Origin of the sequence: Streptomyces sp. NPDC047525 (genome assembly GCF_040643025.1) — a bacterium.
GTDB classification, from domain to species: domain Bacteria; phylum Actinomycetota; class Actinomycetes; order Streptomycetales; family Streptomycetaceae; genus Streptomyces; species Streptomyces durmitorensis.
Window position 1 is genome coordinate 152,677 of record NZ_JBEYTL010000013.1, and the last position, 25,831, is coordinate 178,507.

At 69.6% G+C, this 25,831-nt stretch carries 24 protein-coding genes; 9 read left to right on the forward strand and 15 right to left on the reverse strand.

Annotated elements, in window-relative coordinates; genetic code table 11:
- Positions 1-57 precede the first annotated feature (57 nt).
- Positions 58-1,482, reverse strand: coding sequence for a HAMP domain-containing sensor histidine kinase (locus ABZ833_RS32140; protein ID WP_361053902.1), 1,425 nt, complete (start codon positions 1,480-1,482; stop codon positions 58-60).
- Positions 1,483-1,502: 20 nt separating this feature from the next.
- The gene (locus ABZ833_RS32145) at positions 1,503-2,237 is read right to left on the reverse strand and encodes a response regulator transcription factor (protein WP_361053905.1); all 735 of its coding nucleotides are present in this window, start codon (positions 2,235-2,237) and stop codon (positions 1,503-1,505) included.
- 171 nt (positions 2,238-2,408) lie between these two features.
- On the opposite strand from ABZ833_RS32145, the gene ABZ833_RS32150 reads away from it, so the two are divergent.
- Entirely contained in the window at positions 2,409-4,859 is a 2,451-nt protein-coding gene (locus tag ABZ833_RS32150) for an MMPL family transporter (protein ID WP_361054134.1), read from the forward strand.
- Here ABZ833_RS32150 and ABZ833_RS32155 read toward each other — a convergent pair.
- Positions 4,856-5,779, reverse strand: coding sequence for an SMP-30/gluconolactonase/LRE family protein (locus ABZ833_RS32155; RefSeq protein WP_361053908.1), 924 nt, complete (start codon positions 5,777-5,779; stop codon positions 4,856-4,858). The genes ABZ833_RS32150 and ABZ833_RS32155 overlap by 4 nt on opposite strands.
- Before the next feature lie 112 nt (positions 5,780-5,891).
- Between ABZ833_RS32155 and ABZ833_RS32160 the strand changes: the two genes are divergently transcribed.
- Positions 5,892-6,335 carry an Lrp/AsnC family transcriptional regulator gene (locus ABZ833_RS32160; RefSeq protein ID WP_361053912.1) on the forward strand — a complete coding sequence of 148 codons (444 nt, stop codon included), beginning with the start codon at positions 5,892-5,894 and terminating at the stop codon, positions 6,333-6,335.
- On the opposite strand, the gene ABZ833_RS32165 is transcribed toward ABZ833_RS32160, so the two are convergent.
- Positions 6,275-7,573 (reverse strand): MFS transporter, encoded by a 1,299-nt coding sequence (locus tag ABZ833_RS32165; RefSeq protein ID WP_361053915.1) that lies wholly within the window; start codon positions 7,571-7,573, stop codon positions 6,275-6,277. The two genes, ABZ833_RS32160 and ABZ833_RS32165, sit on opposite strands and share 61 nt — an antisense overlap.
- A gap of 80 nt (positions 7,574-7,653) precedes the next feature.
- Here ABZ833_RS32165 and ABZ833_RS32170 point away from each other — a divergent pair, with 80 nt between their 5' ends.
- The gene (locus ABZ833_RS32170) at positions 7,654-8,259 is read left to right on the forward strand and encodes a MarR family transcriptional regulator (RefSeq protein WP_361053918.1); all 606 of its coding nucleotides are present in this window, start codon (positions 7,654-7,656) and stop codon (positions 8,257-8,259) included.
- A gap of 40 nt (positions 8,260-8,299) precedes the next feature.
- Here the strand turns inward: ABZ833_RS32170 and ABZ833_RS32175 are convergent, their stop codons facing one another.
- The 9 genes from ABZ833_RS32175 to ABZ833_RS32215 form a co-directional block, all read right to left on the reverse strand.
- Positions 8,300-8,755 carry a VOC family protein gene (locus tag ABZ833_RS32175; protein ID WP_361053921.1) on the reverse strand — a complete coding sequence of 152 codons (456 nt, stop codon included), beginning with the start codon at positions 8,753-8,755 and terminating at the stop codon, positions 8,300-8,302.
- Positions 8,756-8,861: 106 nt separating this feature from the next.
- Positions 8,862-9,932, reverse strand: coding sequence for a hypothetical protein (locus tag ABZ833_RS32180; RefSeq protein WP_361053924.1), 1,071 nt, complete (start codon positions 9,930-9,932; stop codon positions 8,862-8,864).
- Positions 9,932-10,576, reverse strand: coding sequence for a hypothetical protein (locus tag ABZ833_RS32185; protein WP_361053927.1), 645 nt, complete (start codon positions 10,574-10,576; stop codon positions 9,932-9,934). The genes ABZ833_RS32180 and ABZ833_RS32185 overlap by 1 nt, the downstream gene beginning before the upstream one ends.
- Positions 10,577-10,797: 221 nt before the next feature.
- The gene (locus ABZ833_RS32190) at positions 10,798-11,424 is read right to left on the reverse strand and encodes a Uma2 family endonuclease (RefSeq protein ID WP_361053930.1); all 627 of its coding nucleotides are present in this window, start codon (positions 11,422-11,424) and stop codon (positions 10,798-10,800) included.
- Positions 11,425-11,616: 192 nt separating this feature from the next.
- Entirely contained in the window at positions 11,617-12,387 is a 771-nt protein-coding gene (locus ABZ833_RS32195) for a succinate dehydrogenase iron-sulfur subunit (protein ID WP_266870220.1), read from the reverse strand.
- Positions 12,387-14,141 (reverse strand): succinate dehydrogenase flavoprotein subunit, encoded by a 1,755-nt coding sequence (gene sdhA / locus ABZ833_RS32200; RefSeq protein WP_361053933.1) that lies wholly within the window; start codon positions 14,139-14,141, stop codon positions 12,387-12,389. Before sdhA ends, ABZ833_RS32195 begins: the two co-directional genes overlap by 1 nt.
- A 16-nt stretch (positions 14,142-14,157) precedes the next feature.
- Complete coding sequence (locus tag ABZ833_RS32205; RefSeq protein ID WP_249588196.1) at positions 14,158-14,640, reverse strand: succinate dehydrogenase hydrophobic membrane anchor subunit; 483 nt, start codon at positions 14,638-14,640, stop codon at positions 14,158-14,160.
- Between the two features lie 8 nt (positions 14,641-14,648).
- Entirely contained in the window at positions 14,649-15,029 is a 381-nt protein-coding gene (gene sdhC / locus ABZ833_RS32210; RefSeq protein WP_283779093.1) for a succinate dehydrogenase, cytochrome b556 subunit, read from the reverse strand.
- A 149-nt stretch (positions 15,030-15,178) separates the two neighbouring features.
- A complete protein-coding gene (locus ABZ833_RS32215) occupies positions 15,179-15,730 on the reverse strand; it encodes a 2-oxo-4-hydroxy-4-carboxy-5-ureidoimidazoline decarboxylase (RefSeq protein WP_361053938.1) in 552 nt (183 codons plus the stop codon).
- Between the two features lie 288 nt (positions 15,731-16,018).
- On the opposite strand from ABZ833_RS32215, the gene ABZ833_RS32220 reads away from it, so the two are divergent.
- From ABZ833_RS32220 to ABZ833_RS32235, 4 genes are all read left to right on the forward strand, one after another.
- Positions 16,019-17,614 carry a glycoside hydrolase family 20 protein gene (locus ABZ833_RS32220; RefSeq protein WP_361054137.1) on the forward strand — a complete coding sequence of 532 codons (1,596 nt, stop codon included), beginning with the start codon at positions 16,019-16,021 and terminating at the stop codon, positions 17,612-17,614.
- A 124-nt stretch (positions 17,615-17,738) separates the two neighbouring features.
- Positions 17,739-18,575 (forward strand): DUF4328 domain-containing protein, encoded by an 837-nt coding sequence (locus ABZ833_RS32225; RefSeq protein WP_361053942.1) that lies wholly within the window; start codon positions 17,739-17,741, stop codon positions 18,573-18,575.
- Between the two features lie 145 nt (positions 18,576-18,720).
- Positions 18,721-19,227 carry a hypothetical protein gene (locus tag ABZ833_RS32230; protein WP_361053945.1) on the forward strand — a complete coding sequence of 169 codons (507 nt, stop codon included), beginning with the start codon at positions 18,721-18,723 and terminating at the stop codon, positions 19,225-19,227.
- A 61-nt stretch (positions 19,228-19,288) separates the two neighbouring features.
- Positions 19,289-19,876, forward strand: a complete 588-nt coding sequence (locus tag ABZ833_RS32235; RefSeq protein ID WP_361053948.1) for a hypothetical protein — start codon at positions 19,289-19,291, stop codon at positions 19,874-19,876.
- 7 nt (positions 19,877-19,883) lie between these two features.
- On the opposite strand, the gene ABZ833_RS32240 is transcribed toward ABZ833_RS32235, so the two are convergent.
- Positions 19,884-21,245 (reverse strand): hypothetical protein, encoded by a 1,362-nt coding sequence (locus tag ABZ833_RS32240; protein WP_361053951.1) that lies wholly within the window; start codon positions 21,243-21,245, stop codon positions 19,884-19,886.
- A 214-nt stretch (positions 21,246-21,459) separates the two neighbouring features.
- Between ABZ833_RS32240 and ABZ833_RS32245 the strand changes: the two genes are divergently transcribed.
- Positions 21,460-21,858 carry a hypothetical protein gene (locus ABZ833_RS32245; protein ID WP_361053955.1) on the forward strand — a complete coding sequence of 133 codons (399 nt, stop codon included), beginning with the start codon at positions 21,460-21,462 and terminating at the stop codon, positions 21,856-21,858.
- Between the two features lie 120 nt (positions 21,859-21,978).
- Here ABZ833_RS32245 and ABZ833_RS32250 read toward each other — a convergent pair whose 3' ends face one another.
- Entirely contained in the window at positions 21,979-24,615 is a 2,637-nt protein-coding gene (locus tag ABZ833_RS32250) for an FG-GAP-like repeat-containing protein (RefSeq protein ID WP_361053958.1), read from the reverse strand.
- Between the two features lie 309 nt (positions 24,616-24,924).
- On the opposite strand from ABZ833_RS32250, the gene ABZ833_RS32255 reads away from it, so the two are divergent.
- A complete protein-coding gene (locus ABZ833_RS32255; protein ID WP_361053961.1) occupies positions 24,925-25,773 on the forward strand; it encodes a hypothetical protein in 849 nt (282 codons plus the stop codon).
- Positions 25,774-25,831 lie beyond the last annotated feature (58 nt).

A 25,831-nucleotide genomic window follows, 5' to 3' on the forward strand; every position in this document is an offset into this window, starting at 1 on the left:
CCCGCCCGTTCACCCCGCATCCGACTCTGGACGAACAGACCTCTCCCGCCCGCCCGTTCACCCCGCAGCGCCCGCAGGCAACGTCACCGTCACCGTGAGCCCCGCCCCCTGCGTCGTCTCCACGGCCACCTCGCCGCCGTGCGCCACCACAACCCCCTGCACGATCGCCATGCCGAGCCCGCTGCCCGCGCCCCCGCCCGCCCGGAAGAACCGGTCGAATACGCGTGCCGCGTCCTCCTCCGCGAGGCCGGGCCCCTGATCGGCCACGCGCAGCCGCACCACCCCGTCCTGCCGCTCCACGCCCAGCGTGACCGGAGCGTCGACGGGCGTGTGGACGCGTACGTTGCCCAGCAGGTTGCCGAGCACCTGGCGCAGCCCCGACTCGTCCGCGCGGATCAGCACCGCCCCGTCGGCGCGGACCGTCAGCGGGCGCTCCGGCTCCTGCACCCGCAGGTCGTCGGCGGCGTCCCGTACCAGGCGGCTCAAGTCGACGTTCCGGAAGCGCAGTTCCGGCTGCTGGTCGAGGCGGGCCAGCGTGAGCAGCTCGTCGACGAGGTGCCCCATCCGGTCGGTCTCGGCGATGACGCGGCTCCACGCGCGCGTGCGCTCCGCCGGATCGCGGAGCATCCCCTTGTCGTACAGCTGGAGATAGCCGCGGATCGCCGACAAGGGCGTACGCAGCTCGTGCGAGGCATCGGCGACGAAGCGGCGCAACTGTGCCGAGCTGCGCTCGCGGGTCTCGAAGGCGGACTCGACCTGGTGGAGCATGGAGTTGAGGGCGAGGCGCAGCTGCTCGGTCTCCAGCGCCGGGGCACGGCTCGAGGGCACGCGCCGGGTCAGATCGCCCTCGGCGATGGCGGACGCCGTCTCGACCATGTCCTCCAGGGGGCGCAGCCGGTGGTGCGCGGAGATCATCGTCAGGACGGCGAGCAGCCCCAACAGGACCACTCCGAAGGCGGCGTCGAGCTTGAGCGCCTTCTTGATGCCCGATTCCACGTTCTGTGTCGCCGCGGCCATCAGGACCGTCGTGCCGTCGGCGAGCCGCGCGCCCACCATGCGGTGGGCGTCACCGTCCAGGGTGATGTCCTGCGGCTCGGACTCGTCGGCGACCGCGTCGGGGTCGTCGACGGCGGCGGCCAGGGCGCGCTGGCGCGGGGTCGGTGTGAGCGCGCCGATGGCGACGGGCTCGCCGCGCTCGTCCACCGCCACGAACACCGTGTCCCCGCGCGGCAGGGAGGTCGCGCGCTCCTTGCCGTCGGGCGAGAGCTTGTCGAGCACGACGCCCAGCTCGCTGAGCCTCTCGATGTCCTTCATGGTGAGCCCGGTGCTCAGCAGTGAGGTGCGCGACTGCGTCAGCTCGGCGTCCACGCTGTCGAGCAGGTAGTGGCGCATGCCCATGACGCTCACGCCGGTCGCCACGACGACGCCGAGGGCCAGCAGGGCCACGTTCACCCAGGTGAGCTTGGCGCGCAGCGAGCTCATGCCGCGGCGGTGCGCACGCCTCATGCGAGGCCGTATCCGACGCCCCGCCGGGTCGTGATCACCGGCGGGCCCAGGGCGTCCAGTTTGCGCCGCAGATAGCTGATGTAGGTCTCCACGACGGTCGACTCGGGCGTGTGCTCGTACTGCCAGACGTGGCGCAGGAGTTGCTCCTTGGGCACCACACGGCCGCCGTTGCGGACCAGGAAGCGCAGCAGGGCGTACTCGGTGGGCGTGAGCTGCGCCGTGCGGCCCGCCCTGCGCACCACATACGTCGTCTCGTCGAGCTCCAGGTCTCCGTAGCGCAGCGGCGGGCGCTGGGGGAGCACGTCAGCGTCCCTGGTGCGGCGCAGGACCGCGCCGATGCGGGCGACGACCTCGTCGATGTTGAACGGCTTGGTGATGTAGTCGTCGCCGAAGCCGAGCGCGCCCACGACCTCCGCGGGCGCGTCCCGTGCCGTCAGGAAGAGCAGGGCCATCTCGGGGCGCCTGGCGCGCAGTTCCCTGGCCAGGGCGCGGCCGTCGCCGTCCGGCAGCATCACGTCCAGGAGCGCCACGTCGGGCCGGGTGCGCTCGGCGAGCGCCAGGGCGTCGCGCACGGTGCCCGCCACCATCACGTCGAAGCGGTGGTAGCGCAGGGCGATGGCGAGCACGTCGGCGATGCTCGGCTCGTCCTCGACGACGAGGACGGTGGCCCCGGCGCCAGGACCGGTCGGCACTCCGACATCTGTTCCCTGCTGGCCTTCGGCGTGGCTCATGCCTCCAGTATCGGCACGGGCGTTGTACGAAGACCCGGTCCGTGCCTTGGAGTTGCTTGAGAATCATGGCCGCGCGGCGCCGTTCGGGCGCGGTGCCGCCGATGCTGAGGCTCCTGAAAGCACGGACCCGGGGGACCTGGCGACGCGGAGGAGGAGTGGATCGTGACGGCATTGGCGCGATGGTGCTATCGGCACCGTCTGGTGGTCCTTGTGCTGTGGGTGGGAGCCCTGTTCGGCCTGGGGGCGGCCGGGACATCGGCGGGCACCAACTACTCGAATGTGTTCTCCCTGCCGGACACGGACTCCACGCGCGCGTACGACTTGATGACCAAGGCCTTCCCGGAGCGCTCCGGGGACACCGACACGGTCGTCTGGCGCGTCGACGAGGGTGCTTCGGCCCGTGACGAGGACGTACGGGCGCGGATCGAGCCAGCGCTCAAGGAGATCGCCGGTATGAAGGGCGTCGGCGGGGTCGAGAGCCCGTACGCGTCCAAGGAGGCGGGCGCCGCCCAGACGAGCGAGAACGGCCGCATCGCCTATGCCCAGGTGACCTTCACCGATCAGGCGAACGAGGTTCCCAAGAACCTGGTCCAGGACGTCGTGGACACGGCCCAGAACGCCGAGAGGTCCGGTCTTCAGGTCGAACTGGGCGGCCAGGCGATCACTCGCATCCAGGAGCCGCCCACGGGCACCTCCGAACTGGTCGGCATCGCGGCCGCGGCCGTCGTCCTCTTCCTGGCCTTCGGCTCGCTCTTCGCGATGGCCCTGCCGATCGTCATCGCCGTCTTCGGAGTGGGCATGGGGATGCTCTCCACGATGCTGCTCAGCCACGTCACGGACATCCCCGAAGTGGCCCCGCTGCTCGGCTCGCTGATCGGCCTGGGCGTCGGCATCGACTACGCGCTCTTCATCGTCACCCGGCACCGGCGCGGCATCCTGCGCGGCATGGAGCCCGAGGAGTCCGCGGTGCAGGCCCTGAACACCTCGGGCCGCGCGGTGCTCTTCGCGGGCGGCACGGTGTGCATCGCGCTCGCCGGGATGCTCGTGATGAACATGCGCTTCCTGGACGGCGTGGTCATCGCCGCCTCCCTGACCGTGGTCCTGAGCGTCCTCGCGGCCGTCACCCTGCTGCCCTCGCTCCTCGGGCTGCTCGGCCCCCGGGTGCTCAGCCGCAGGCAGCGGCGCCGCCTGGCGGCCGATGGACCGGAGCCGGCCGAGGCGAGCGGCCTCGCGGCGCGCTGGTCCTTCTACGTCCAGAAGCGTCCGCGCTCGATCGCGGCACTCGCCTTCGTGGTGATGGCCTTCCTGGCCCTGCCGCTGCTCTCCTTGCGGCTCGGCGCGACCGACCAGGGCAACCACCAGGAGTCGACGACGACCCGGCAGGCGTACGACATGCTGGCCGAGGGATTCGGTCCGGGATTCAACGGCCCGCTCCAAGTAGTGGCCGAAGGGGCCGACACGGGGAACCTGGTGGCGGCCATCCGCGAGACGGAGGGCGTGGCGAGGGTGGCGGCGGCTCCGCCCGCGGACGGCATCTCGGTCATCAACGTGGTCCCGACGACCTCTCCCCAGTCGGTGGAGACGGACCAGCTCATCGACCGACTACGGGGGGACGTGATTCCGGAGGCCGGGGTCGAGGCCCACGTGGGCGGCGTCACGGCCGTCTTCAAGGACTTCGCCGCGGTGACGGGCGACCGGCTGCCCTACTTCGTGGGAGCGATCATCGCGCTCGGCTTCCTCCTGCTGCTTGTCGCGTTCCGCTCGCTGGTGGTGCCGCTGACGGCGGCCCTGATGAACCTGATCGCGGCGGCGGCCTCCTTCGGCGTGCTGGTGGGGGTCTTCCAGTGGGGCTGGGGCACGGAGATCCTCGGCATCGGCAAGGAGGGACCGATCACCGCCTTCCTGCCCGTCATCATGCTGTCGCTGCTCTTCGGGCTCTCGATGGACTACCAGGTGTTCCTGGTGAGCCGCATGCACGAGGAATGGGTGCACACGAAGGACAACGCCCGCGCGGTGAGGGTGGGCCTCGCCGAGACGAGCAGGGTCATCAACTGCGCGGCCCTGATCATGATCTGCGTCTTCTCCGCGTTCGTCCTGAGCGGCGACATGGAGGGCGCGATGGCGGGCATCGGCCTCGCGGCGGCGGTCGCCCTGGACGCGTTCATCCTGCGCACGGCGCTGGTCCCGGCCGCCATGCACCTGCTCGGCCGCTCCAACTGGTGGCTCCCCGCGGGCCTGGAGAAGCGCCTGCCGCACCTGGCGGTGGAGCCGCGGGAGGAGCCGGAGGCGCCGGAAGAGTCGGCAACCGTGCCGCACGCGCGCGTGCCGGAGCCCGACGGTGAAGGCGGCGCCTCCGTGGTGCACGGTTTCATCCGCACCGCGGAGGGCGAACCGGTGGAGGGCGCGATCCTGACCCTCCTGTCCAAGGCGGGCCGCCAACTGGACCGCGTCACCTCCCTCGCCGACGGCTCCTACATCGTCGCGGCCCCGTCGGCGGGCGCCTGCCTGCTGGCCGTCACGGCCCCGGGATACGCGGCCCGCGCGCGGCACATCCAGGTCGCGGGCGAACCGCTGGTGTACGACGTGGAGCTGGCGGTGGGCGAGATGGACACGGTGAACTAGCAGGCCCGGACCCTCGGCAGCCCCGTCACGGACATCACCAGCGAGTAGAGCGAGGTCGTCGCCGCGATGAAGAGCCGGTTGTTCCTCGGCCCGCCGAAGGCGATGTTGGCGACGGCCTCGGGGACGGTGATCCGCCCGATGAGGGTGCCGTCGGGGTCGTAGCAGTGGACGCCGTCCGAGAGGGCGGCGGCCCACAGCCGGCCTCCGTCGTCGAAGCGGATGTTGTCGAAGCCGGAGTCCTTGGACTCGGCGAAGACGACGCCGTCCGAGAGGGTTGTGTCGTCACGGACGTCGAAGGCGCGGATCTGGGCCGCGCGGGAGTCGGACACGTACAACTGCCGCTCGTCGGGCGAGAAGACGAGGCCGTTCGGCCCGTCGAAGCCGTCGGCGACGATGCGCACGTCACCGGTCACCGGGTCGATCCGGTAGACGTGGCAGCCACCGATCTCGGCGGCGGCGCGATGCCCTTCGTAGTCGCTGGTGATCCCGAAGTCGGGGTCGGAGAACCAGATTGACCCGTCGGAGCGGACCACGGCGTCGTTCGGGCTGTTGAAACGCTTGCCCTCGAAGCGGTCGGCGAGGACGGTGACGCGGCCGTCGTGCTCGGTGCGGGTGACGCGCCGGTTGCCCTGCTCGCAGCAGATCAACCGCCCTTCCCGGTCGAGGGTGTTGCCGTTCACGTACCCGGCAGGCGTACGGAAGACGCCGACGGTGCCGGTCGCCTCGTCCCAGCGCAGCAGCCGGTCGTTGGGTATGTCGCTCCAGATGAGCTGCCGCCAGGCGGGCAGGTAGAGCGGCCCTTCGGCCCACCGGCAGTCGTCGTGGAGGACTTCCAGCTTGGCGTCCCCGTTGGCGCACCGGCCGGTGCGGAAGCGGTCGTCCAGAACCTCGTACGACGTGGGCACCTTCTGGGAAGACATGACGACCCCTGTCTGACGTATGAGCGAATCATATTCGGTGACAAGAGGATATTGCAGTACGAGATATGGTGTACGTCAAGGAAGAGTGAACGGACGGCAGGGAGTGCGGCTGATGGACGACACCGACCGAGAGCTCCTGGCACTGCTGCAACAGGACGCCGGGCAGTCGTACGCGAACCTGGGCAAGGCGGTGGGCCTTTCGGCGGGCGCGGCCCACGAGCGGGTGCGCAAACTGCGCGAGCGCGGGGTGATCCGCCGCACGACGGTCGACGTGGACCCGGCGGCCGTCGGCCAGGGCGTGCTGGCGTTCGTCATGGTCGACTCGACGGCGTGGATGGGGGACCGGGCGGCGGACTTCGCCGCGATCCCCGAGATCCAGGAGGCGCATGTCATCGCGGGCGCGGCGAGCGTCCTGGTCAAGGTCCGCACGGGGACGACGGAGCAACTCCAGGACGTGCTGCGGCGGCTGTACGCGATCGACGGGGTGAGCGGGACTCAGGCGACGGTGTCGCTGGAGACGTTCTTCGAGAGGCCGGTGTCGCCCGGGGCCGGCTGACGCCCCCGTTCGCCCGGGACGGGCTGACGCCCGTCGTCGCTCACTCCGAAGCGGCGCACTCCCGGCACCGCCGCCGTCCCCGCGCACGCGACTCCCACCACCGCTGCCGCGATCCACAGCGGTGCCGCCGTGCCCCACGCGTCCGCCGCGAGCGGCCCGAGAACGTACGCCAGGGGCATCGCGGCCAAGGACAACAGCCAGTCGTACGAGGTGACGCGGGCCAGTGCGCCGGAGGGGATCGCCGCCTGGACCGACGTCTGCCAGACGGGGCTGAGGAAGCCGAGTCCCGCCTGCGCGAGGCCGTACGCGGCGATCACGGCCGGGGTCGGGGCCTCGGCCGCGAGCAGGGCGAGGGGCAGGGCGTACGTCGCGAGGCCGAGGTTGGCCACCAGGACCGGACGCTTGGGTCGCGCGCGCCCGGCGAGCAGCGAGCCGGCCAGCAGGCCGAAGGCGCCCGCCTGGAGGATCGCGATCCAGGTGCCCTCGCCGCCCAGCTCCTCGACGGCGATGACGGGTCCGAGTGTCATGAGGACGGCGGCGGCGCCGTTCCAGGCGGAGTGCGCGACGAGGCTGGTCCAGTACCAGTCACGGCTGCGCACCTCGTGCCAGCCCTCGACGAGATCCTTGCGCAGCGAACGGCGCGCGGCGGGTTCCTCGACGCGGTGGAGGCGGACGGCCATGAGGAGGCACGCGCTGACCGCGAAGGACGCGGCGTCGAGGACGAAGGCCCAGCCGGGCCCCGCGACCAGGATCAGCAGCCCGGCGAGCGCGGGGCCGCCGACGCGGGAGCCGCTGCTGACCACGCCGATGAGGGCATTGGCCGCGTGCCGGTCCTTCGCCGCGACCGTGCCGGTGATGAGCGGTGAGAGGGTCGGCATGGCGAAGGCGGAAGCGGCGCCGCCGATGGCTTCGGCGAGGGCGATGTGCCACAACTGGGGATCCCCGCCGAGCAGTTGAACGCCGACGAACAGCTGGGTCACGCACCGCACCAGGTCGGATGCGAGGGCCACGGTACGGGGGTTGAACCGGTCGCCCACGACACCGCCGAGCGGCAGCAACAGCAGCTTCGTCCCCATCGCGCAGCCGAGTACGAGCGCGAGCGCGGAGGTGGAGCCGGTGGCGCGGAGTACGGCGAGGGCAAGGGCGGCGGGGATGACCGCGTCGCCGATGAGGGAGAGCGAACGGCCGAGGAAGAACAGCCGGAAGGAGCGGTTGCGCAGCAGGGGGTGCGACAGCATGGAGAGGACTGTATTTCGGATCCGAATTATTCGTCAACGAAATATCAGGAAGCGAAAGGCACCGAAGTAGGCTGCTGCGCATGGCGAAGAAGCACGAGACCGAGAACGAGAACGCGGGGCAGGCCCCGGGCAAGGCCTCGGGGGCGAAGGCGGACGGGCCGCGGCGCGACTCGACCGACGGTCACCGCGACTGGACCGACAGCCACGTGGAAAGCTGGCTCCCCGTGCTCCCCGCTCTCGACCCGGACATCGAGGGCGCGGTGACCCGCATGAAGAAGCTCACGGTCCATCTGCGTCGCGTCCGCGAGCAGTCCTTGGTCGACTTCGACCTGGAACGCCCGGAGTTCGACACCCTCCACAAGCTGGCGGGCCGCGGCGGCCGGGCGACCCCGTCACAGTTGGCCGACGACCTGGACCTGGCCCCCGCCTCCGTGACCGGCCGCCTGGACGGCCTGGAGCGGCGCGGCCTGATCCGCCGCACACCGTCGAAGGCGGACCGCCGCCGGGTGGACGTGGAGCTGACGAAGTCGGGCCGGTCGATCTGGCTGGGCGCGATGGACGTACTGGGCCACGAGGAGTACCGCCTGCTGGCCGCGCTCTCGGGGCCGGAGCGCGCGCAGCTCTCGGACATGCTGCGCCGCATCATGGTGGTGGCGGAGGAGGGTGGCGGGGCGCAGTGGAAGTAACCCGTGCCCCTGGGGCTCACGCCCGCCCCGGCCGGACCGGCTAACTCCGGGCCAGCTCAGGCCGCTTGCGATAGTCGGTGAACCCGATGACGTTCCCCCACGGGTCGGCGAACTCCACGGTGTACCCGGTGGCGACCGAGAAGGGCGGGGCCAGGAGCTTGACCCCGGCGTCCTCGAGAACCCGCCCGGCACCCCGCGCGTCGGGCACCTCCAGCCACACCCGGGGTGTGGACCACGCGGAAGGCCGATGCTCGACCCCGTCCTCCACCCGCAACAGAATCCCGGGCGTCTCTTTCCCCACCTTCAGGATCGCGAGCCCGATCTCGTCGATCCGGTGCGCCACGGGAAACCCGGCACGCTCGTAGAAGTCGACGGCCTCGCCGAGGTCACCGACGGGGAAGAGGACGTTGTCGAAGCCGAGCAGTTCGGTCGACTGCTCACCGGATTGACGAACGGACTGGTCAACGGACAGGCCGACCGACTGGTTGTCTGACATTCCGTCAGGGTAGGTCGGCCGGCCCGAATTCAGCCGTACTGTCGCTGTTTGACGGCCACATGGACGTCGGTGTCACCCGGCTGGAGTGCTCCGTGGCTTCCACTGTTCAGCGGTTGATCGACTGGACTTCCTGGACGTTGATGTCCTGCGTCCCGTCGAAGGTGCCGTTCGGGAGGTCGCCGCCGGTGCCGCCGGAGCCTTCCCAGGTGATCTCCCAGGTGATGGACGCCTTCAGCTGGAACGGCTTGCCGCCGGTGGAGCGGAGGTATGCGATGCCGCACGGCGGGTCCTCCTTGGCGGAGCCCTTCGTGTACGGGGTGCCGATGCTGCCGTCTTCGTTGACCTTGCACTCGCCTGACGCGGGGAAGGTCTGCGCGTCCGCCGTGCCGGGCTCCAGGTGCAGGCTGACCGGCTTCGCCGTGGTCTCCGCCCAGAGGCCCGTACCCGGCAGCTCGGCGCGGACCTTGACGTCCTCGAAGGTGCCCTTGTCCAGCCAGACCCAGGTGGGCAGGTTCACCGTCGACTTGGCTTCGGGCTTCAGCTCGACCTTGGTGTCCGGGACCTTGACCTTGTCGTACGCGTAGGAGGCGAGAACCTCGGGCGTGGGGGCGTTGTCGATCTTCGGGAGGGTGCCTGCGTCCTGCCAGAAAAGGATCTCTTCGCAGTCGTACGCCGCCGGATCGTCCTCCATGTCCGGGTTGACGACGCCGCGCCAGAACTTGCCGTCCTTGTCGAGGTTGAAGTTCTTGTAGCTCTTGATGCCGTCGCTCGGCGACTTGCCCTTCTCGAAGGTGTCCACCATCAACTGCTCGCCCCAGCTGAGCGAGGGAGTGACCGGGACCAGGTTCTCGTTGGGCGTCTTCTTGAGCTGGTCCGTCGCGGCCTTCACCTGCTCGGACGTCGCCACGGGCTCGTACCAGCAGGCCGGAGGCTTCCAGTTCGGGTCCACCGGGGCGAGCCCCTTGGCGGAGGAGCCGCCCTTGCCGCCGCTGACCTGGTTGACCGTGATGTTCGTGGTACCGACCCCGGCGTTCAGCGTGTTCTTGTTCGCGCCGCCCGAAGGCCCCGGCGGATTCTGGTTGTTCTTGTCCCCGATGGCATATGCCGCCGTGGAGGAGAAGCCCAGGGCGAGACTCGTGGCGAGCAGAAAGGCACCTGCCTTCGTGCTGGTCCGCATTACTTGCACCCGCCGGGGACGGTCTCCAGGGAGACCGTCTGCCACACGCCCTGCTTGGTCTTGGTGAGCCTGGCCCGGTACTGCAGCACGGAGTCGGGAGTGTCCGGGGTGGCCGTGACCTTCTTGGTCTTGCGGTTCTTCGTGGAAGCCTTGCGCTCGTCGACGCAGTAGAAAAACACGGCCGCGTCCTTGCTGCTGACGTTCACCTTCGGGTTGTAGGCCTTGACCTCACCGATCAGGCTGTCGTCGGTCTCGGTGAAGCCCTTGATCCACTTTTGGGCCGTGGTGAGAGAGGCGCCCGAGTCATAGAAGGCCACCGCGTCCGAATCCGGGTTCCCCTCGATGATCGCCGCGTACTTCGCCCGCAGCTCCTCCTTGCCGTCGTCCAGGACTGCCTGGGCCTTCGGGTCGCTGTTCGTCCAGCCCGCGAAGTTCGCCTGGAACTCGGCCGGGAGCTTGATCTCAGGACGCTTCGCACCGCCCGGCTTCGCCGAAGGGCTCGCGGAAGCCTTCGTGCCGCCACCCCCCGCCCCCTCGATCTTGTCCGAGGCCCCGTCGTCCCCGCCTTCCGAACCGCAGGCGGTCAACAGCAGGGCCGCGGATGCGGTGAGCGTGGCCGTCATGAGACGGATGGGGCGGTTCACTCGGGACTCCCGTGAGGTGGGGGGTAACTGAAGCGAACCAACGCTATCTCTGGGGCGAGTGAGGACACCAGGCGGATTCGGTCAACGGCCTGGGCTTTTATGCTGATTCAGGACCATTGGCGACTATTGGTCGCTAGATCTGGGGTCAGTGACATTTGCCGTAGCAGGCTTCGCTCGCTTCCCCCGCCCCGCCCGCTGACCGGCAACCGGAACAGCAGCGCTCAACTGCCGCTCTGCACAGGCTTTCCCGCCTCCAGGACCTCCGTCACGTCCAGCGTGACCTTCGCGCCGATCGACTCGGGGAGGGTGACCAGCTGACCGGGAGCGTGGACCTGGTGGATCGTGTACTCGTCGTTGGACGGGTTCATGAGGGTGTGGAGGCGGCCGTGCTTGCGGTCGACGATGACGTAGACCGGGATCTCGGCCGCGGCGTACGAGGAGACCTTCGCCCGGAGGTCGTTCTGGTAGTTGCTGGAGGTGACTTCGAGGACGAGGCGGAAGGAGAGGGGGTCGTAACAGTTGTTCTCGATGAGGTGCTCGTCGATGTCGGCGTCGACCACGACGAGGTCGGGGATCGCGTAATCCTCGGCGCCCGCGGGGAGCCAGAGACCGACGCCTTCGAGGACCTCGGTTTCTCCGCCGTCGAGCCCGGCCACGGCGAACGGGCGCCTCAGCCGGGAGAGGGCGCGGGCATGTGCCACGTCCGGGGGCGGGGTCACGGTGATCTGGCCTCCGATGATCTCGACGCGGTGGCCCGGGTTGCGTTCCATGAGCAGGTTCGCCTCGGCGAGCAGGGACCGCTCGCCGGAGAGGTCGTCATGGGGCCGCTCGGCAGCTGCTGCGGACATCGCGTGCCTCCTGAGGGCTGGTGTCGAGAGCATCATCGTAGGACGGGGAAGGGGCCGGAGTCCGGTCCCGACGCGTTCACCGGTACGGGTGAGCGAGGCCCTGGCGGCCGCCGGGAACAGCGAGAGGGCCCCGCCCCGGCGCAAGACCGGAACGGGGCCCTCAGCAGCTGCGTAGAGCAGGCCGGGAAGAGATCAGAAGCGACGCGTGATCAGCGCCCGCTTCACTTCCTGGATCGCCTTCGTGACCTCGATGCCACGCGGGCACGCGTCCGTGCAGTTGAACGTCGTGCGGCAACGCCACACGCCGTCCTTGTCGTTCAGGATCTCCAGGCGCTGCTCGCCCGCCTCGTCACGCGAGTCGAAGATGAAGCGGTGGGCGTTCACGATCGCCGCGGGGCCGAAGTACTGGCCGTCGTTCCAGAAGACCGGGCACGACGACGTGCACGCCGCGCACAGGATGCACTTCGTCGTGTCGTCGAACCGCTCGCGGTCCTCCGGCGACTGCAGGCGCTCGCGCGTCGGCTCGTTGCCGGTGGTCACCAGGAACGGCATGACGTCGCGGTACGCCTGGAAGAACGGGTCCATGTCGACGACCAGGTCCTTCAGGACCGTCAGACCCTTGATCGGCTCGACCGAGATCGGCTTGGACGGGTTGATGTCCTTGATCAGGGTCTTGCAGGCCAGGCGGTTGCGGCCGTTGATGCGCATGGCATCCGAGCCACAGATGCCGTGGGCGCAGGAGCGACGGAAGGTCAGCGACCCGTCGAGCTCCCACTTGATCTTGTGGAGGGCGTCGAGGACACGCTCCTTGGGGTCGATCTCCACCTGGAAGTCTTCCCAGGTCGCGTCCGCCGAGATCTCCGGGTTGAAGCGGCGGATGCGGAAGGTGACCGTGATGTACGGGGAGTCGGCGAAGCCGGCCTCGGGCTTGGCGTCTTCCTTGTCGAGGGTCGGGGTTGCCATCAGTACTTACGCTCCATCGGCTGGTAGCGGGTCTGGACGACAGGCTTGTAGTCGAGGCGGATCGACTCGGCGCCGTCGTCGCCGACCTCGCGGTACGCCATGGTGTGGCGCATGAAGTTGACGTCGTCGCGGTTCGGGAAGTCCTCGCGGTAGTGACCGCCGCGGGACTCCTTGCGGGCCAGGGCCGACTGCGCCATGACCTCGGCCAGGTCGAGCAGGTTGCCCAGCTCGACGGCCTCCAGGAGGTCGGTGTTGAAGCGCCGGCCCTTGTCCTGGATCGAGACGTTGAGGTAGCGCTCGCGGAGCTCCGCGATCTTCTCCACCGCCGTCTTGATCGTCTGCTCCGTGCGGAACACCATGACGTTGGCGTCCATGGTCTCCTGCAGCTCCTTGCGGAGCTCGGCGACCCGCTCGTTGCCCGTGGCGTCGCGCAGGCGCTCGACCTGGGCGACGACGAGCTCCTCGGCGTTCTCGGGGAGCTCGACGAAGTCGTTCTTCGCCGAGTACTCCGCGGCGGCGACACCCGCGCGCTTGCCGAAGACGTTGATGTCCAGGAGCGAGTTGGTGCCGAGGCGGTTGGCGCCGTGCACCGAGACGCAGGCCACCTCGCCCGCCGCGTAGAGGCCGGGGACGACCGTCGTGTTGTCGGCCAGAACCTCACCCTCGACGTTCGTCGGGATGCCGCCCATGGCGTAGTGCGCGGTCGGCTGGATCGGGATCGGGTCCGTGTAGGGCTCGATGCCGAGGTACGTACGCGCGAACTCCGTGATGTCCGGGAGCTTCGCGTCCAGCTGCTCCGGCGGGAGGTGCGTCAGGTCCAGGTACACGTGGTCGCCCTCGGGACCGCAGCCGCGGCCCTCCCGGATCTCCGTGTAGATGGAGCGCGAGACCACGTCTCGCGACGCGAGGTCCTTCATCACCGGCGCGTACTTCTCCATGAAGCGCTCGCCGTCCTTGTTACGGAGGATGCCGCCCTCACCGCGGGCGCCTTCCGTGAGGAGGATGCCCATGCGCCAGATGCCGGTCGGGTGGAACTGGAAGAACTCCATGTCCTCCAGCGGCAGGCCGCGGCGGTAGCAGGCCGCCTGGCCGTCACCCGTCAGCGTGTGCGCGTTCGAGGTCACCTTGAAGAACTTGCCGGTGCCGCCCGACGCGTAGACCACGGCCTTCGCCTGGAAGATGTGGATCTCACCGGTGGCCAGCTCGTAGGCGACCACGCCCGCGCTCTTCTTGACGCCGTCGACCTCGACGAGGAGCTGGTCGAGGACGTAGAACTCGTTGAAGAACTCCACGCCCTCCTTGATGCAGTTCTGGTACAGCGTCTGGAGGATCATGTGGCCGGTGCGGTCGCCCGAGTAGCAGGCACGGCGGACAGGAGCCTCGCCGTGGTTGCGGGAGTGACCGCCGAAACGGCGCTGGTCGATCTCACCCTTGGGCGTACGGCCGAAGGGCAGACCCATCTTCTCCAGGTCGAGAACGGCGTCGATGGCTTCCTTCGCCAGGATCTCGGCGGCGTCCTGGTCGACCAGGTAGTCGCCGCCCTTGATCGTGTCGAAGGTGTGCCACTCCCAGTTGTCCTCCTCCACGTTGGCGAGCGCGGCGGCCATGCCGCCCTGCGCCGCGCCCGTGTGGGATCGGGTCGGGTAGAGCTTCGTCAGGACCGCGGTCCGGCTGCGCTTCGTCGCCTCGATGGCCGCGCGCATGCCCGCGCCGCCGGCGCCGACGATGACGGTGTCGTACTTGTGAATCTTCACGTGGGTCGCCTCGGCTTTAGCGGATGTTCGGGTCGAAGGTGAAGATCACCAGCGTGCCCAGAAGGATGGTGAACACCGTGGCGGTGTACAGCAGGCCCTTGAGCCACAGACGCGTGTTCGGGCGTTCCGCGTAGTCGTTGATGACCGTGCGCAGACCGTTGGCGCCGTGCAGCATCGCGAGCCACAGCATCAGCAGGTCCCAGACCTGCCAGAACGGCGAGGCCCAGCGACCCGCGACGAACGCGAAGCCGATCTTCGAGACACCGCCGTCGAGCACCAGCTGGATCAGCAGGTGGCCGAGGACCAGGACGACCAGGACGACGCCGGACAGGCGCATGAAGAGCCATGCGGCCATCTCGAAGTTGCCGCGGGTCGAGCGCGGGGTCTTGGAGGTGCGCTTGCGCGGCGCCTCGATGAGGGGAGCCGGGTTGTCTACGTCGTACAGCGAGGCGCCTTCGACGGGACCCACTCCGGCTTTGTCGAGCGTGGTGTCGGACATGTCTGGCGTCAGCTCCCGAAGACTTCGCGGACGGCGTGGCCGAGGACCGGGTAGAGCGCCCCCACCATCAGGACGACCCAGATGCCCACGACGGTCCAGAGCATCTGCTTCTGGAAGCGCGGGCCCTTGGACCAGAAGTCGACGGCGATGACACGCAGGCCGTTCAGGGCGTGGAAGAGGATGGCGGCGACCAGGCCGTACTCAAGGAGTGCGACGAGGGGCGTCTTGTAGGTGCTGACGACATCGTCGTACGCCTCCGGGGAGACGCGGACGAGAGCGGTGTCCAGCACATGCACGAACAGGAAGAAGAAGATGAGGACGCCGGTGACTCGGTGAGCCACCCAGGACCACATTCCTTCCCGGCCGCGGTACAGCGTTCCAGCCGGCACGGCAGAACCCTCCGGGAGCGGGGATTGGGGCCAGCCGGCTTGGGTGGTCGGACGGGCCCGGCCGGGTACGGTCCACCGGCCGCTCGTCATCGTATCGACGAGTTGTCGGTTCGTTCGCGCGGGGTAGCCAGGTGTGATCAAACAGGCAATCAAACAGGCACGTACGGGCTATTCAGGTCGTGCACGAGCCGGGTGAGTCGCCCGCGGGCGAGCTTGCGCAATTCCTCGGCGGCGAGGACCCGCTCCTCCTCCGGGTCGTTGGCGAGACGGGCGCGGATTCCGGCGAGCAGATGGTCCAGGGCCTGGGTCGGCGGGACGTCGTCCAGGCAGATCACGAAGACGTGGCCGAACCGGCTCTCGTACGCGGCGTGCGCGGCCCGCAGGGCGGTGTCGGCGGCGCTGTAGGTCCCCTGCCGGGGGACGACCGGACGCAGGGGTTCGCAGGCCAGGGCCTCGGCGAGGTCCGCGAGCGGGAGGTCGTACGCCGCTTCGTCGGACGCCGCGAGCAGGGCGTCCAGGTCGGGATACGGCCGGTGGGCGACGAGCCTGCGGGCCCAGAGGTGGCTGCCGCAGCAGGTGAGGAGTGCGGCTTCGGCTGCGCCGGGCTCTGCGGTGTTCAGTTGCTCCGGGGTGTTGTTCGGCTCCGCCGGAGGGCTGGGTGAACTGTGCGGGGGCAGCGGGGGCTCCTGGGCAGGGGGCATCGATGAGGGAGGCGTGAGGATTTGTCGTAACGCTAGCGAGACGTGGTGAGGACTGTCTGACGTATGCGTGAATTTCACCCGGATGGGAGAGTTTCGCTTCGCGTGGTGGACGGTAGGGCCGCGGGCCCCGTTTTACCGTGTGCGGATGCTGGCTCTCACTGCTGATGTCCGTGGCGCCCGTGCCGTCCGGTGGGGGGTTCCTTGTGCCGCCGCTTCGCGGCGGATCTCTCCCACCCACCCACCTGTTCACCCCGCAGCGCACTGCCCGACGAAGAGCGGTGACCGGTGATCTCCCGCCCCCTCGCCATCGCCGCCGGCGCAGTGGCCGCCGGAGCCGTTGCCCTGACCGTTGCCGTCTGGCCCGACGGCGGGGACGGCGGCGCGCCCGCGAATCCGCCGTCCGACAGCAAGTCCGCCGTCTCCCCGACCCCCTCGCCCACGAAGTCGTACCCCCTCTCCAAGGCCCCCGCCACCATCCCCGCCGTACGCGAGCACACCGCGGCGCGCGGGCCGGGATGGAAACCGCAGGACGGCGGGCGTGTGGTCATCGGTGACGGTGACCTGGCGGACGAGGGGAAGCTGCTCGCCGGGGAGCTGAAGCTCAAGTACGCCGGTGACGCCGACCCCCGCGAGGGCGACGTGGAGCTGGCGCTCACCCCGGAGAAGGCCGACGCGTCCGACGGCAGGGACGAGTCGTACACCCTCTCCGTGAAGGGGCAGCGGGTGAAGATCACCGCCCCCGAGGAAGTGGGCGTGTTCTACGGGACCCGCACCCTGAAGCAGGAGGTGCGCGGCGAAGGGACCGCACCCGAAGGCGTCGTGCGCGACCGGCCCGCCAAGCCCCAGCGCGGCTTCATGATCGACATCGCGCGCAAGCACTTCGACGCGGCGTGGATCGAGGACCGCATCCGGGAGCTCGGCGACCTCAAGTACAACCAGCTCGGCCTGCACTTCTCCGACGACCAGGCCTTCCGCATCGAGTCGGACTCGCACCCCGAGATCGTCTCGCGCGACCACCTCAGCAAGGCGCAGGTCCGCCGCATCCTCAAGCTCGCGGCCAGCCGTCACATCACCGTCGTGCCCGAGATCGACTCGCCGGGCCACCTCGGCGCGGTCATCGCCGCGCACCCCTCGCTCCAGCTCCGCGACACCCGTGGCGTCGCCGCGCGCGGCGCGGTCGACATCTCCAAGCCGCAGGCCGCGGAGATCGTCGACGATCTGCTTGAGGAGTACGCGGACCTGTTCCCCGGGCGCTACTGGCACCTCGGCGCCGACGAGTACCGCGCCCTGACGGTCGAGAATCCGGAGGCCAGCTATCCGCAGCTGGCCGCCGCCGCCCGCGAGAAGTACGGGTCCGACGCCCGCGTCCAGGACCTCGCGACCGGCTGGCTCAACGACCGGGCCGAGACCATGCGCCCCTACGAGCGCGGGCTCAGGGCCTGGAACGACGGGTTCTTCCGCGGCGGGGTCGTGCAGGCCGACGACGATCTCGACGTCGCGTACTGGACCGGCAAGGAGATCGGGGCGAGGGAGCCGGTCGAGTACCTGAAGGCGGGCCGGAAGGTCATCAACTACAACGACGAGTACCTCTACTACGTCCTCGGCCAGCCCAACACCTTCCGCTATCCCACCGGGCAGCGGATCTACGAGGAGTGGACCCCGCTGGTGATCCGCGGGACGAAGCCGGTGAGCGCGGAGTACGACGACCAGATCCTCGGCGGCTCCTTCGCTGTCTGGTGCGACCTGGCCGACTCGCAGACGCAGGCACAGGTGGCGCAGGGAGTCCGGATGCCGCTGCGGGCGACGGTCCAGAAGCTGTGGGATGCGCGCGAACCGGGCCTGTCCTGGGGAGAATTCGTGAAGTTGGCCGACCGGGTGGGGTAGGTTCCGGAGGCCGTCGGCGCCCTGGGGAGGGACGTCGGCGGCCTCTTCCGTCCCGGAGTCCTGGAGTTCTGGAGTCCTGGGCGGATCCGTCGTCCTGTCTGAACCCGTGGGGGGTTGCTCAGCCATGCTGTGCACGGAATGTCAGTTCAATGCGGCGACGACGTCGGACGGCCTCTGCGGCGTCTGTGTCATCGCGGCCGCGCAGTCGCAGCCGGCGCCTCGCCCCGGGTACTCGTTCAACGGGCATCCCGCTCAGCTGCGTTCGCCGGTCGGACTCGCCCGGGCGACCATCGCGCTGCTCGGCGTCGTCATCGCCGCCGACCTGTACTCGCTGTGGGCGGGCACGGTCGTCCAGGACGTGATGGACGATCTGCTCGGCTCGGGCTACACGGTGGGCTACAGGCCGGACCTGGTGCGGGAGGCCGAACGGGCCGACACGCTGTACTCCGTCTCCGGCTACCTGCAGACGGCCGCGCTCGTGGCCACCTGCGTCGTCTTCCTCTGCTGGTTCCACCGGGTCCGCGTGAACGCCGAGGTGTTCGAGCCGTACATCCACAGCAAGACGCGCGGCTGGACGGTGGGCAGCTGGTTCGTGCCGGTCGTGAACCTGTGGTTCCCGCGGCGGATCGCGCTGGACATCTGGGACGCGAGCGGCGACCGCTCCGTGGCCCTGGACCGGACGATGACCCTCGGCGACTCCTCGGCGCGCGCCACGCACCCGCTGATCAACGGCTGGTGGACGCTGTGGGTGGCGAGCCTGCTCGTCGGGCGGTGGGCGTCCTCGGGGTACTGGGCCGCGGAGGAGCCCGACGAGGTCGACGCGGCGGTCTCCGGACTGATGCTCGCGGACGTCGTGGACATCGCGGCCGCCGTGATGGCGATCCTCTTCGTGCGCCGTCTGACGCGGATGCAGGACGCGAAGGCGAAGGCGGACCCGCCGACGATCGGGCACGTTTCTTGAGTGGTCCCTGAGAGGTCCGTGAGATCCGTTTTCTGCTTTTTGGTGGCGAACTTGCTTACGTCTGTGGTGTATTCGCCCAAAGCCGATCGCAGCCGCCAAGAGCAGTTGAGCAGCGTGAGTCGAGTACACGGGGAGAGACGCAGGCATGGGCTACTGGGGTTATTACGTCGTGGGCAGGAGCGAGCGGCCGCTCGTGGAGCTCTCGGCGGTGGCGGGAGTGCGGGACGAGCTCAGCCTCCTCGTGCAGCGTGACGACGGCTGGCAGGTGTGGGAGGTGCCGGGCGGTGACGGCACGCGAGACGTCGGCAACATGAACACCCTGGCCCTGGAGACGGGTTCGCCCGCGCTCTTCGGCTACGTCATGGACAGCGACTGCGTGGTCGTCGAGGCGGCGGCCCCGGAGAGCGGCGTATGGACGACGTGTCTGGCCCGCGAGGCGATGGCCGGGTACCTCGGCGACGACGGTCTGAGCCTGGACGACTACTTCCTCGAGCCGCGTGACGCGGCGACCCGAGCGGTGACCTGGGCGGCGGAGTCGGGCAGGACGGTGGGGGCGGCACCCCTGCTCGACGTGCTGAACGCCGCCGCGGAGCCGTCGGCGGAGGAGCTCTTCTTCCGCTTCCTGGACCGGCTCGGCGTGGTGCCGCAGTGACGTTCCTGGGGGCCCGCACGCAGTAGGGGACGTGCAGTGTCCGCAACGGGAGGCGTACGACATGGGCGGCCCGAGTCTGGTCGAGCTGATTGCCGAGGCCGACGAGAGGGGTCTGGCGGCGAGCGGGCTCGCCTGCCTCGACCGGTGTGTGCCGCTTCTCGGCGGCGGTGACGACGTGCTGCGCCCGCTGTGGGGGAGCCTCGCGGAAGGCGGCGCCTGGGACATGGCGCTGGCGGAGGCGCGGGTGAAGCTGGGTGGCGCGGATGTCCTGGAGGACCCGTCCGCCGACGAGGCCATCACCCTCGCCCACCGCATGCTCGGCGCCGTCCCCTCCGCGCGGTCCGCCGCCGAGCTGCGGGAGTGGGCCGACGCCTGCTCCGTCGCCGCGCTGCAGATCCACCGTCTGCTGGACACCGCTCCGGATGGAGGCGCCCGCCCGTCGTCCCTGAGCGCGAGGCGTGAGGGCCGTACGGACGGGATGTCGCCACTGGTCGCCGCCGAGTTGCGGCGACAGGTGCGGATCCTGGAGCTGCTGGCGAACCAGGGGGCGGGCGCCGGGGCGCTGCGGCAGGCGCTGGAGGTGTCGATCGAGGGACGGCGCGTCCTGCGGGCCGTCGTCTCGCGGCGGGAGCGCGGCAGCAGGGTGTAGCCGCCGCCTACTTCGCCCCGAACACCGCCGCGAGCGGCTGCTTCTTCTTGAAGACGGTGGACGGTTCCGTGACGTGCTCGCCGCCGATGTACAGGCGGTCGCCGGCGAAGAGCATGCGGCGCTCCGTCGTGAACCTCGCCTCCATCTCGTACGTCGAGGACGGGTTCTGCTGGAGCTTCGTCTTCTTGTACGTCGTCGGGTCGAGGGCCCAGACCGCGCCGCCCGCCTCGTCGACCACGTCGGCCTCTTGGTACGCGATGACCTTGCCGTCGTCCGCGACGCCGACCGGGGTCAGCGGGCCGCCGTCGGTCCCTTCCGATCTGCCGGACTGCTTGCCGGTCCTCAGATCGAGGGCGACCAGGTCGTTCTCGGCGCCGGACGAGGGGCTGCCGGGCTCCGAAGTGCCGAGGAAGAGCCTGTCCTTGGTGACGGCGATCTGCTGGCAGCCGGTGACCTCGGTGGCGGGGCAGTCGAGCTTGTACTTCCCGTACTTGCCGCCCACCGTGCTGATCGAGCTGATCAGCTTGCCCCGCGCCGAGCTGTCGTCGACCGTCAGGAACTCCGATGCGCCGGACGAGCCCTTCTTGGCGTCACCGCCGTCCGCCGCGACGACCAGCGGGTCGGTCGAGACGACGTGGGCGTACTCGGTGCCCGCGGGGAGTTCGTACGCCGACTTCACCGCGCGTGTCGCCGGATCGATGGTCTGCAGGGTGAGTTGAGGTCTCTCGGCCTCTCCGCAGTCGCGGAGGGCGATGAGCTTGTCGTCGCTGCCCGCGTAGCCCTCGACGGGGCAGGTGTCGTCCGAGGGTTTCCACCGGGGCTCGCCCGCGACCGACCAGCCGGCGTCCGCGCTGGTGCCCGCGGCGGCGACCGTGCCGCCGCCGATGGTCACCTCGTCGAACATCTGCGGGGAGCCGTACTCGTCGACGGCCTGCTTCTGCCAGAGCAACTTGCCCTTGTTCAGGTCGACGAGCCCGACTTCCGTGCAGACGGATGGATCCTTCTCGCCGTCCTGGAAAAGGACGGCAACGAGCCCTTCCTCGGTGGGCTCCGGCGAAGACCAGCAGATCTCACCGGCCAGCGGTATCTGCCACTCGGCTTTTGCGCCGTCGAGCGAGTACCCCGCTATCTTTTTCAGTCCGGCCTTCACGAAGTTCTTGTCGGTCGTCCACATTCCCATGGCCCCCGACATCTCACTGACCTTCGCCATGGGTATCTGTCCGAGCAACTCGGCCTCGACGGCGGCCGATTCACTCCCGCTTCCACTGCCGTTCCCGCTCCCGCCTGATCCGTCGTCGCTCTCGCCGCAGCCGCTGAGCAGGAGCGCGGCCGCGAGTAATGAGCCGAGAGCTGCCGCTTTGCGTGACATGGGAAACTCCTTGTGCGTGTGGGGAATCTTCTGGTTGGTGATCCTTCCTTTTGGGTAGGGGAATTACAACTCTGAATTCCTTATCTCTACTTCAGTTGAAATGTTCCCGGGGACATTACGAGAGGGCTTGCGTATTCTCGCTTGCTTTCCTCTCCGGCTGCCGGAGTGCGTCGCTCTTGGGTCCGGGGCGCGCCCGTGGTTCAACGGTCTGGGGATGGGGCTGGTGTGCACGGTGATGTGCGGCGGCCAGGCGTGGCGGAACCATGCGCGGGTGCGGGCCCTGCTTGATGACGGTGAGGAGCTGGTGACGGCCTTCCCGGTCGGGTCGGTCCGGACCTCCTTGTACAGGCGGCTTGTTGGGGTCGGCGGCTTTCTCGTGGTCACCAACCGGCGGGTTCTGGTGTTCGCCCACAACCGGGTCATGGATGTCCCGACGGCGCTTGTCTGGCATGCGCAGCGGCGTGATTGCTCGGCGAAACTCGGGCCGGGGCGGCGTGAGTTCACGCTTGTCCGCGGTGAGGAGGAGGCCCGGGGGTGGCGTTTCGGGTTCGGCGCGCGGCGCAGGGCGGCCGTGGAGCGGTTCGTCGTTGCCGTCAGCCGGGGGTGGTGGTGAGTCCTCGCGTGCCCGTGCGGGCGCGCCGTCCTGTCGTCCGGAACGGGAACGCCGAGCGCCGTGCTGCTCCCTCAACTTCAGGGAACAGCACGGCGCATGGGTATTCGCCTGCGGATGCGTCTACGGCGTCAGTGTCTCGCCCAAGTGCGCGCCCGCCGGCGTGCCCAGCTGTGTGCGCCCGTAGTAGACCCCGCTCGACGTCGAGACGCCGGACGCCCCGCTGTCCAGTTGGAGGATCGTGCCGTTGCCCTCGTCCTCGCCGTCCACGCCGATCGCCAGATCCGCGCGGCCGTAGCCCGACAGGTCCGCCAGGAGCACCGACGAGCCCAGGCGGTCCGCCGACTCCGTGGAGCCGGTGATGCCCTCCGTGTCCTGCGTGAACGCCTGCGCGCCCGTCCCCGTCAGGCCGGATGACGTGCCCTTCAGGAGAAGGCTCGTGCCCGCGTCCTTCTTTGCCGAACCGGCTCGCGTGATGTCCTCGTTCGGCGCGCCTGTCAGGACGTCCGCGTAACCGTCCAGGTTGAAGTCGCCCGCCGCGACCGACCAGCCCATCGCGTCGCCCGACTCGGCGGCGCCCGGGACCCCGGACGTGTCCTGGTGGATCGTCTTCATGCCTGTGGTCGTGAAGCCTGTCGACGTGCCCGGGATCACCGTCACCTGGCCGCCCGCGTGCGCGCCCGACTCGGCCGTGTACGGCTGGCCTATGACCAGGTCGTCGTAGCCGTTGCCGTTCACGTCGCCCACCGCCAGTGACCTGCCGCCCTTCACCGTCAGCGAACCGACCCTGCTCAGGCCCGACCTCGTGCCCTTGAACCACTGCACGCGGCCGATCCCCGACTGGTCGCGGTAGTTCAGCGCCACGTCCGCGTAGCCGTCACGGTTGAAGTCGCCGGACGCGGCATCCGCGTACGAGATGGCCGTGTCGCCCGACGTCAGGGTGCCGCCCACCTCGTTGCCCGCCTTGAAGCGTGCCGCCCAGGTGCCGCCGGTGCCGGTGGACGCCGAGAAGACGTCCGCCTTGCCGTCCGCGTTGAAGTCGCCGACCGCCACCGCGGAGCCGAACCTGGCGCCCGGGTAGTGGAAGTCGTCCGCCAGCTGCATGTCCGTGCCGGTGGTGAAGTCCGGGCCGTAGAGCATCGTGACCGCGCCGCGGTCCTTGTTCGTGGCGTCGTCCTCGCCGGGGGCGCCGATCGCCAGGTCCGCGTATCCGTCGCCGTTGATGTCCCCCCAAGCCGTGGCCGCCGCCCAGTTGTCGCCCGCCTCCGAGGCGCCGGGGACTCCGGGGCTCGACTGGGTGAGGGTCTTCTTCAGCCCGCTCACCGGGCCCTCCAGGCCGCCCGGCACGACCGTCAGGCTGCCCACGCCGCCCGATGCCTTGGGGGTGCCCGCCACCAGGTCCGTGATGCCGTCCCGGTTGAAGTCCGATGTGGGGATCGCGGAGTTGCGGGCCGGGCTTGCCGCGTAGCGGCGGATCTCGCCGAGCTTCGCGTAGAGGGTCTTGCCGGGGCATGCCGTCGCGAAGCCGTCCCGGTGGCCCGAGATCGTGTTGAGCGACGGGGTGTCGCCCTTCTTCCACACGCCCGTGTTGTCGGCCGCCGTCAGCGTGACCTTGCCGGTGGGGTCGCCCTCGTACTGGCCCAGCTTCCAGGCCGCGACGCGCGACACCGACTCCAGGGCCGCGCGGGTCGGCTTGCCTGCCGGTTTGTCCGTGGCCGGGTCGCCCTCGAAGTCGCCGAGCACCGCGATGCCCGCGGACTCGCCGTTGAAGCCGTACGTGTGCGCGCCGCGCACCGGCAGATCGGTGCCGCCGCCGCGGCCCTCGAAGACCTGGCCGCACTTGTCCACGAGGAAGTTGTAGCCGAGGTCGTTCCAGCCCTCGGTCTCCACGTGGTACGTCATGATGCCGCGGACCAGGGACGCCGACTGGGCGCAGCTGTAGTCGTTCGTGCCGACCGTGTGGTGGACGAAGACCGCCTTGACCTTGTCTATGTACTCCGGCGGATCCTTGACCTGCGACTCGTCCGCGCCCCACGCCGCCCTGCCGATCATGGGCGGCTTGGTGACCGTGGACGGCGGAGCGGGCGGAAGCGTGGGCTCAGGCTCCGGGTCGGGGGAGGTGGAGTCCGAGGGGGTGGGGGGCGGTGTGGTGGGGGCCTCCGTCGGGGCTTCCGACGGCGTGGGCGACACCGGGTCGCTCGGCTCCGGGTCGCTCGGTTCTGGGGTGCTCGGTTCCGGGGTCTCGTCCGCCGCGAACGCCGCCGGCGCCATCGCCGAACCGTCGAGCGCCGGGTTGTTCGCCTCCTTGGACGTCACACCCGGGTCCACGAGGTTGACCTCAAGTCCCTTGGGGAGAGCCTCACTTGACGTGCCGTCCGCCGCCACCACGCGGACCTCGACGCCGTCCGACGGGCCGACCCACAGCGGCTCGGAGGCCGCACGCATGCCTGCCTCGGCCTTCTCGGGCAGGTGCAGGTCCAGGTCCAGGTTCTGCCAGCCGGTCCACTCGGCGCTCTCGATGGAGCGGGTACGGACCTGGGCCGTTCCCTCAAGTTCCTTCGTCACGCCGGTCCATGAGACGCCGAGCAGCGAGAACTGCTCCGTCGACGTGCGCGGCAGCTCCCTCTCCTTGGCGCCGTCGGCCTTGAGCGCGATGTCGTGCACGCTCACCGGGCGCTTGTCGCGGGAGACCTCGCCCGGCAGCTCCCCGGTCGGGGAATCCGCCATCGCGTACGTGACGGCCCCCGCGCCCCCCAGCACAACGGCTCCGATCGTCAGCCACGCCCTGCGCTTGAGACTCAGCGGTCTGTACGCATGCGTGGTTCGCGCCGATTCGCGCGGTTTACGCGGGCTCAAATGCCCCACCCCTTAGCGGAATTGCCGGTTGACCAACAGCGAGTGCGTACGACTGCCCGAAGGTCCAAACGGTTGTACGGGGGTGGGTGAAATGTGACGTGACGTATCCCGCACCTCTGAGGTGTGACGTTTGGGTAATGCGTTGCGCTGGGTCACCTGACAGCTGTGAAGGAGTGGGGGAGAGAAGTGCGGGTGGGGAGCGTGGTTTCTGTGGTGGGGAAGAGACGCCGGTGGGTGCGGGGAGTCGCCTGCTGTCTCGTGATGGGCGCGCTCGCGTCCTGCGGTGGTGGTGGCGGGGGGAAGGTGTACGAGGGGCTGGTCAAGCGGACGCCGTCGGAGCCGCCGAAGCCCGCCGACGAGGTGCGGGGCGAGCGGCTTTCCGGGGAGGCCATGGAGTTGCTCAAGAATGCCGACACCTTGCGCATCAGCGCCGAGATCACCGGCCCCGGCAAGCATCAGAAGATCTCCGTGCACATGGACCGCCACAACCGATGCACCGGGACGTTCGACGACGGGCCCACCAAGAGCGGCGACATCGTCATGATCAGTGCCAAAGAGGCCTACTTCCGTTTCTCGGGCGAGGCGCTCGACGCGATCCGTGCCGCCGGTGAGGCGAGCGGCAGCCCGGAGGCCGCGGCCAGGGCCAGGGAGCGGACGGCGCTCGCGCGCGGCAAGTACATGAGGATCCCGACGGAGCGCCGGGCGCCGAGCGGGGCCTCTCCGACGCAGATGTGCGACCTGGGCACGGCGCTCGGCGACCTTGACGGCGGCTCACTCACCGATCTGAGCGGGACGCGGGCGCTGCCGGAGAGGCAGTGGCATGGGCGGCGGGTGACGCCGCTCGAAGCGGAGGACGGCCGCAACGACATGACCGTCTACCTGGCGGCGGGCGACAAGCCATACCTCGTCGGCATGACACAGACAAGGGACGACGTGCGCATGGAGATGGAAATGTCCGACTACGACAAGCCGGTCGTCGCGCGGGCCCCCGACCCGTCCCTGGTCCTCGACCTGGCGGACGTCGGCCTCGGCGGTGGCGGTGGCTCGCTCTTCGAGGTCTGAACCGCCCGGACCTGTGACATTTCTGTGGGCCTTGGCGCAGCTCACCGTGGGGGCACGG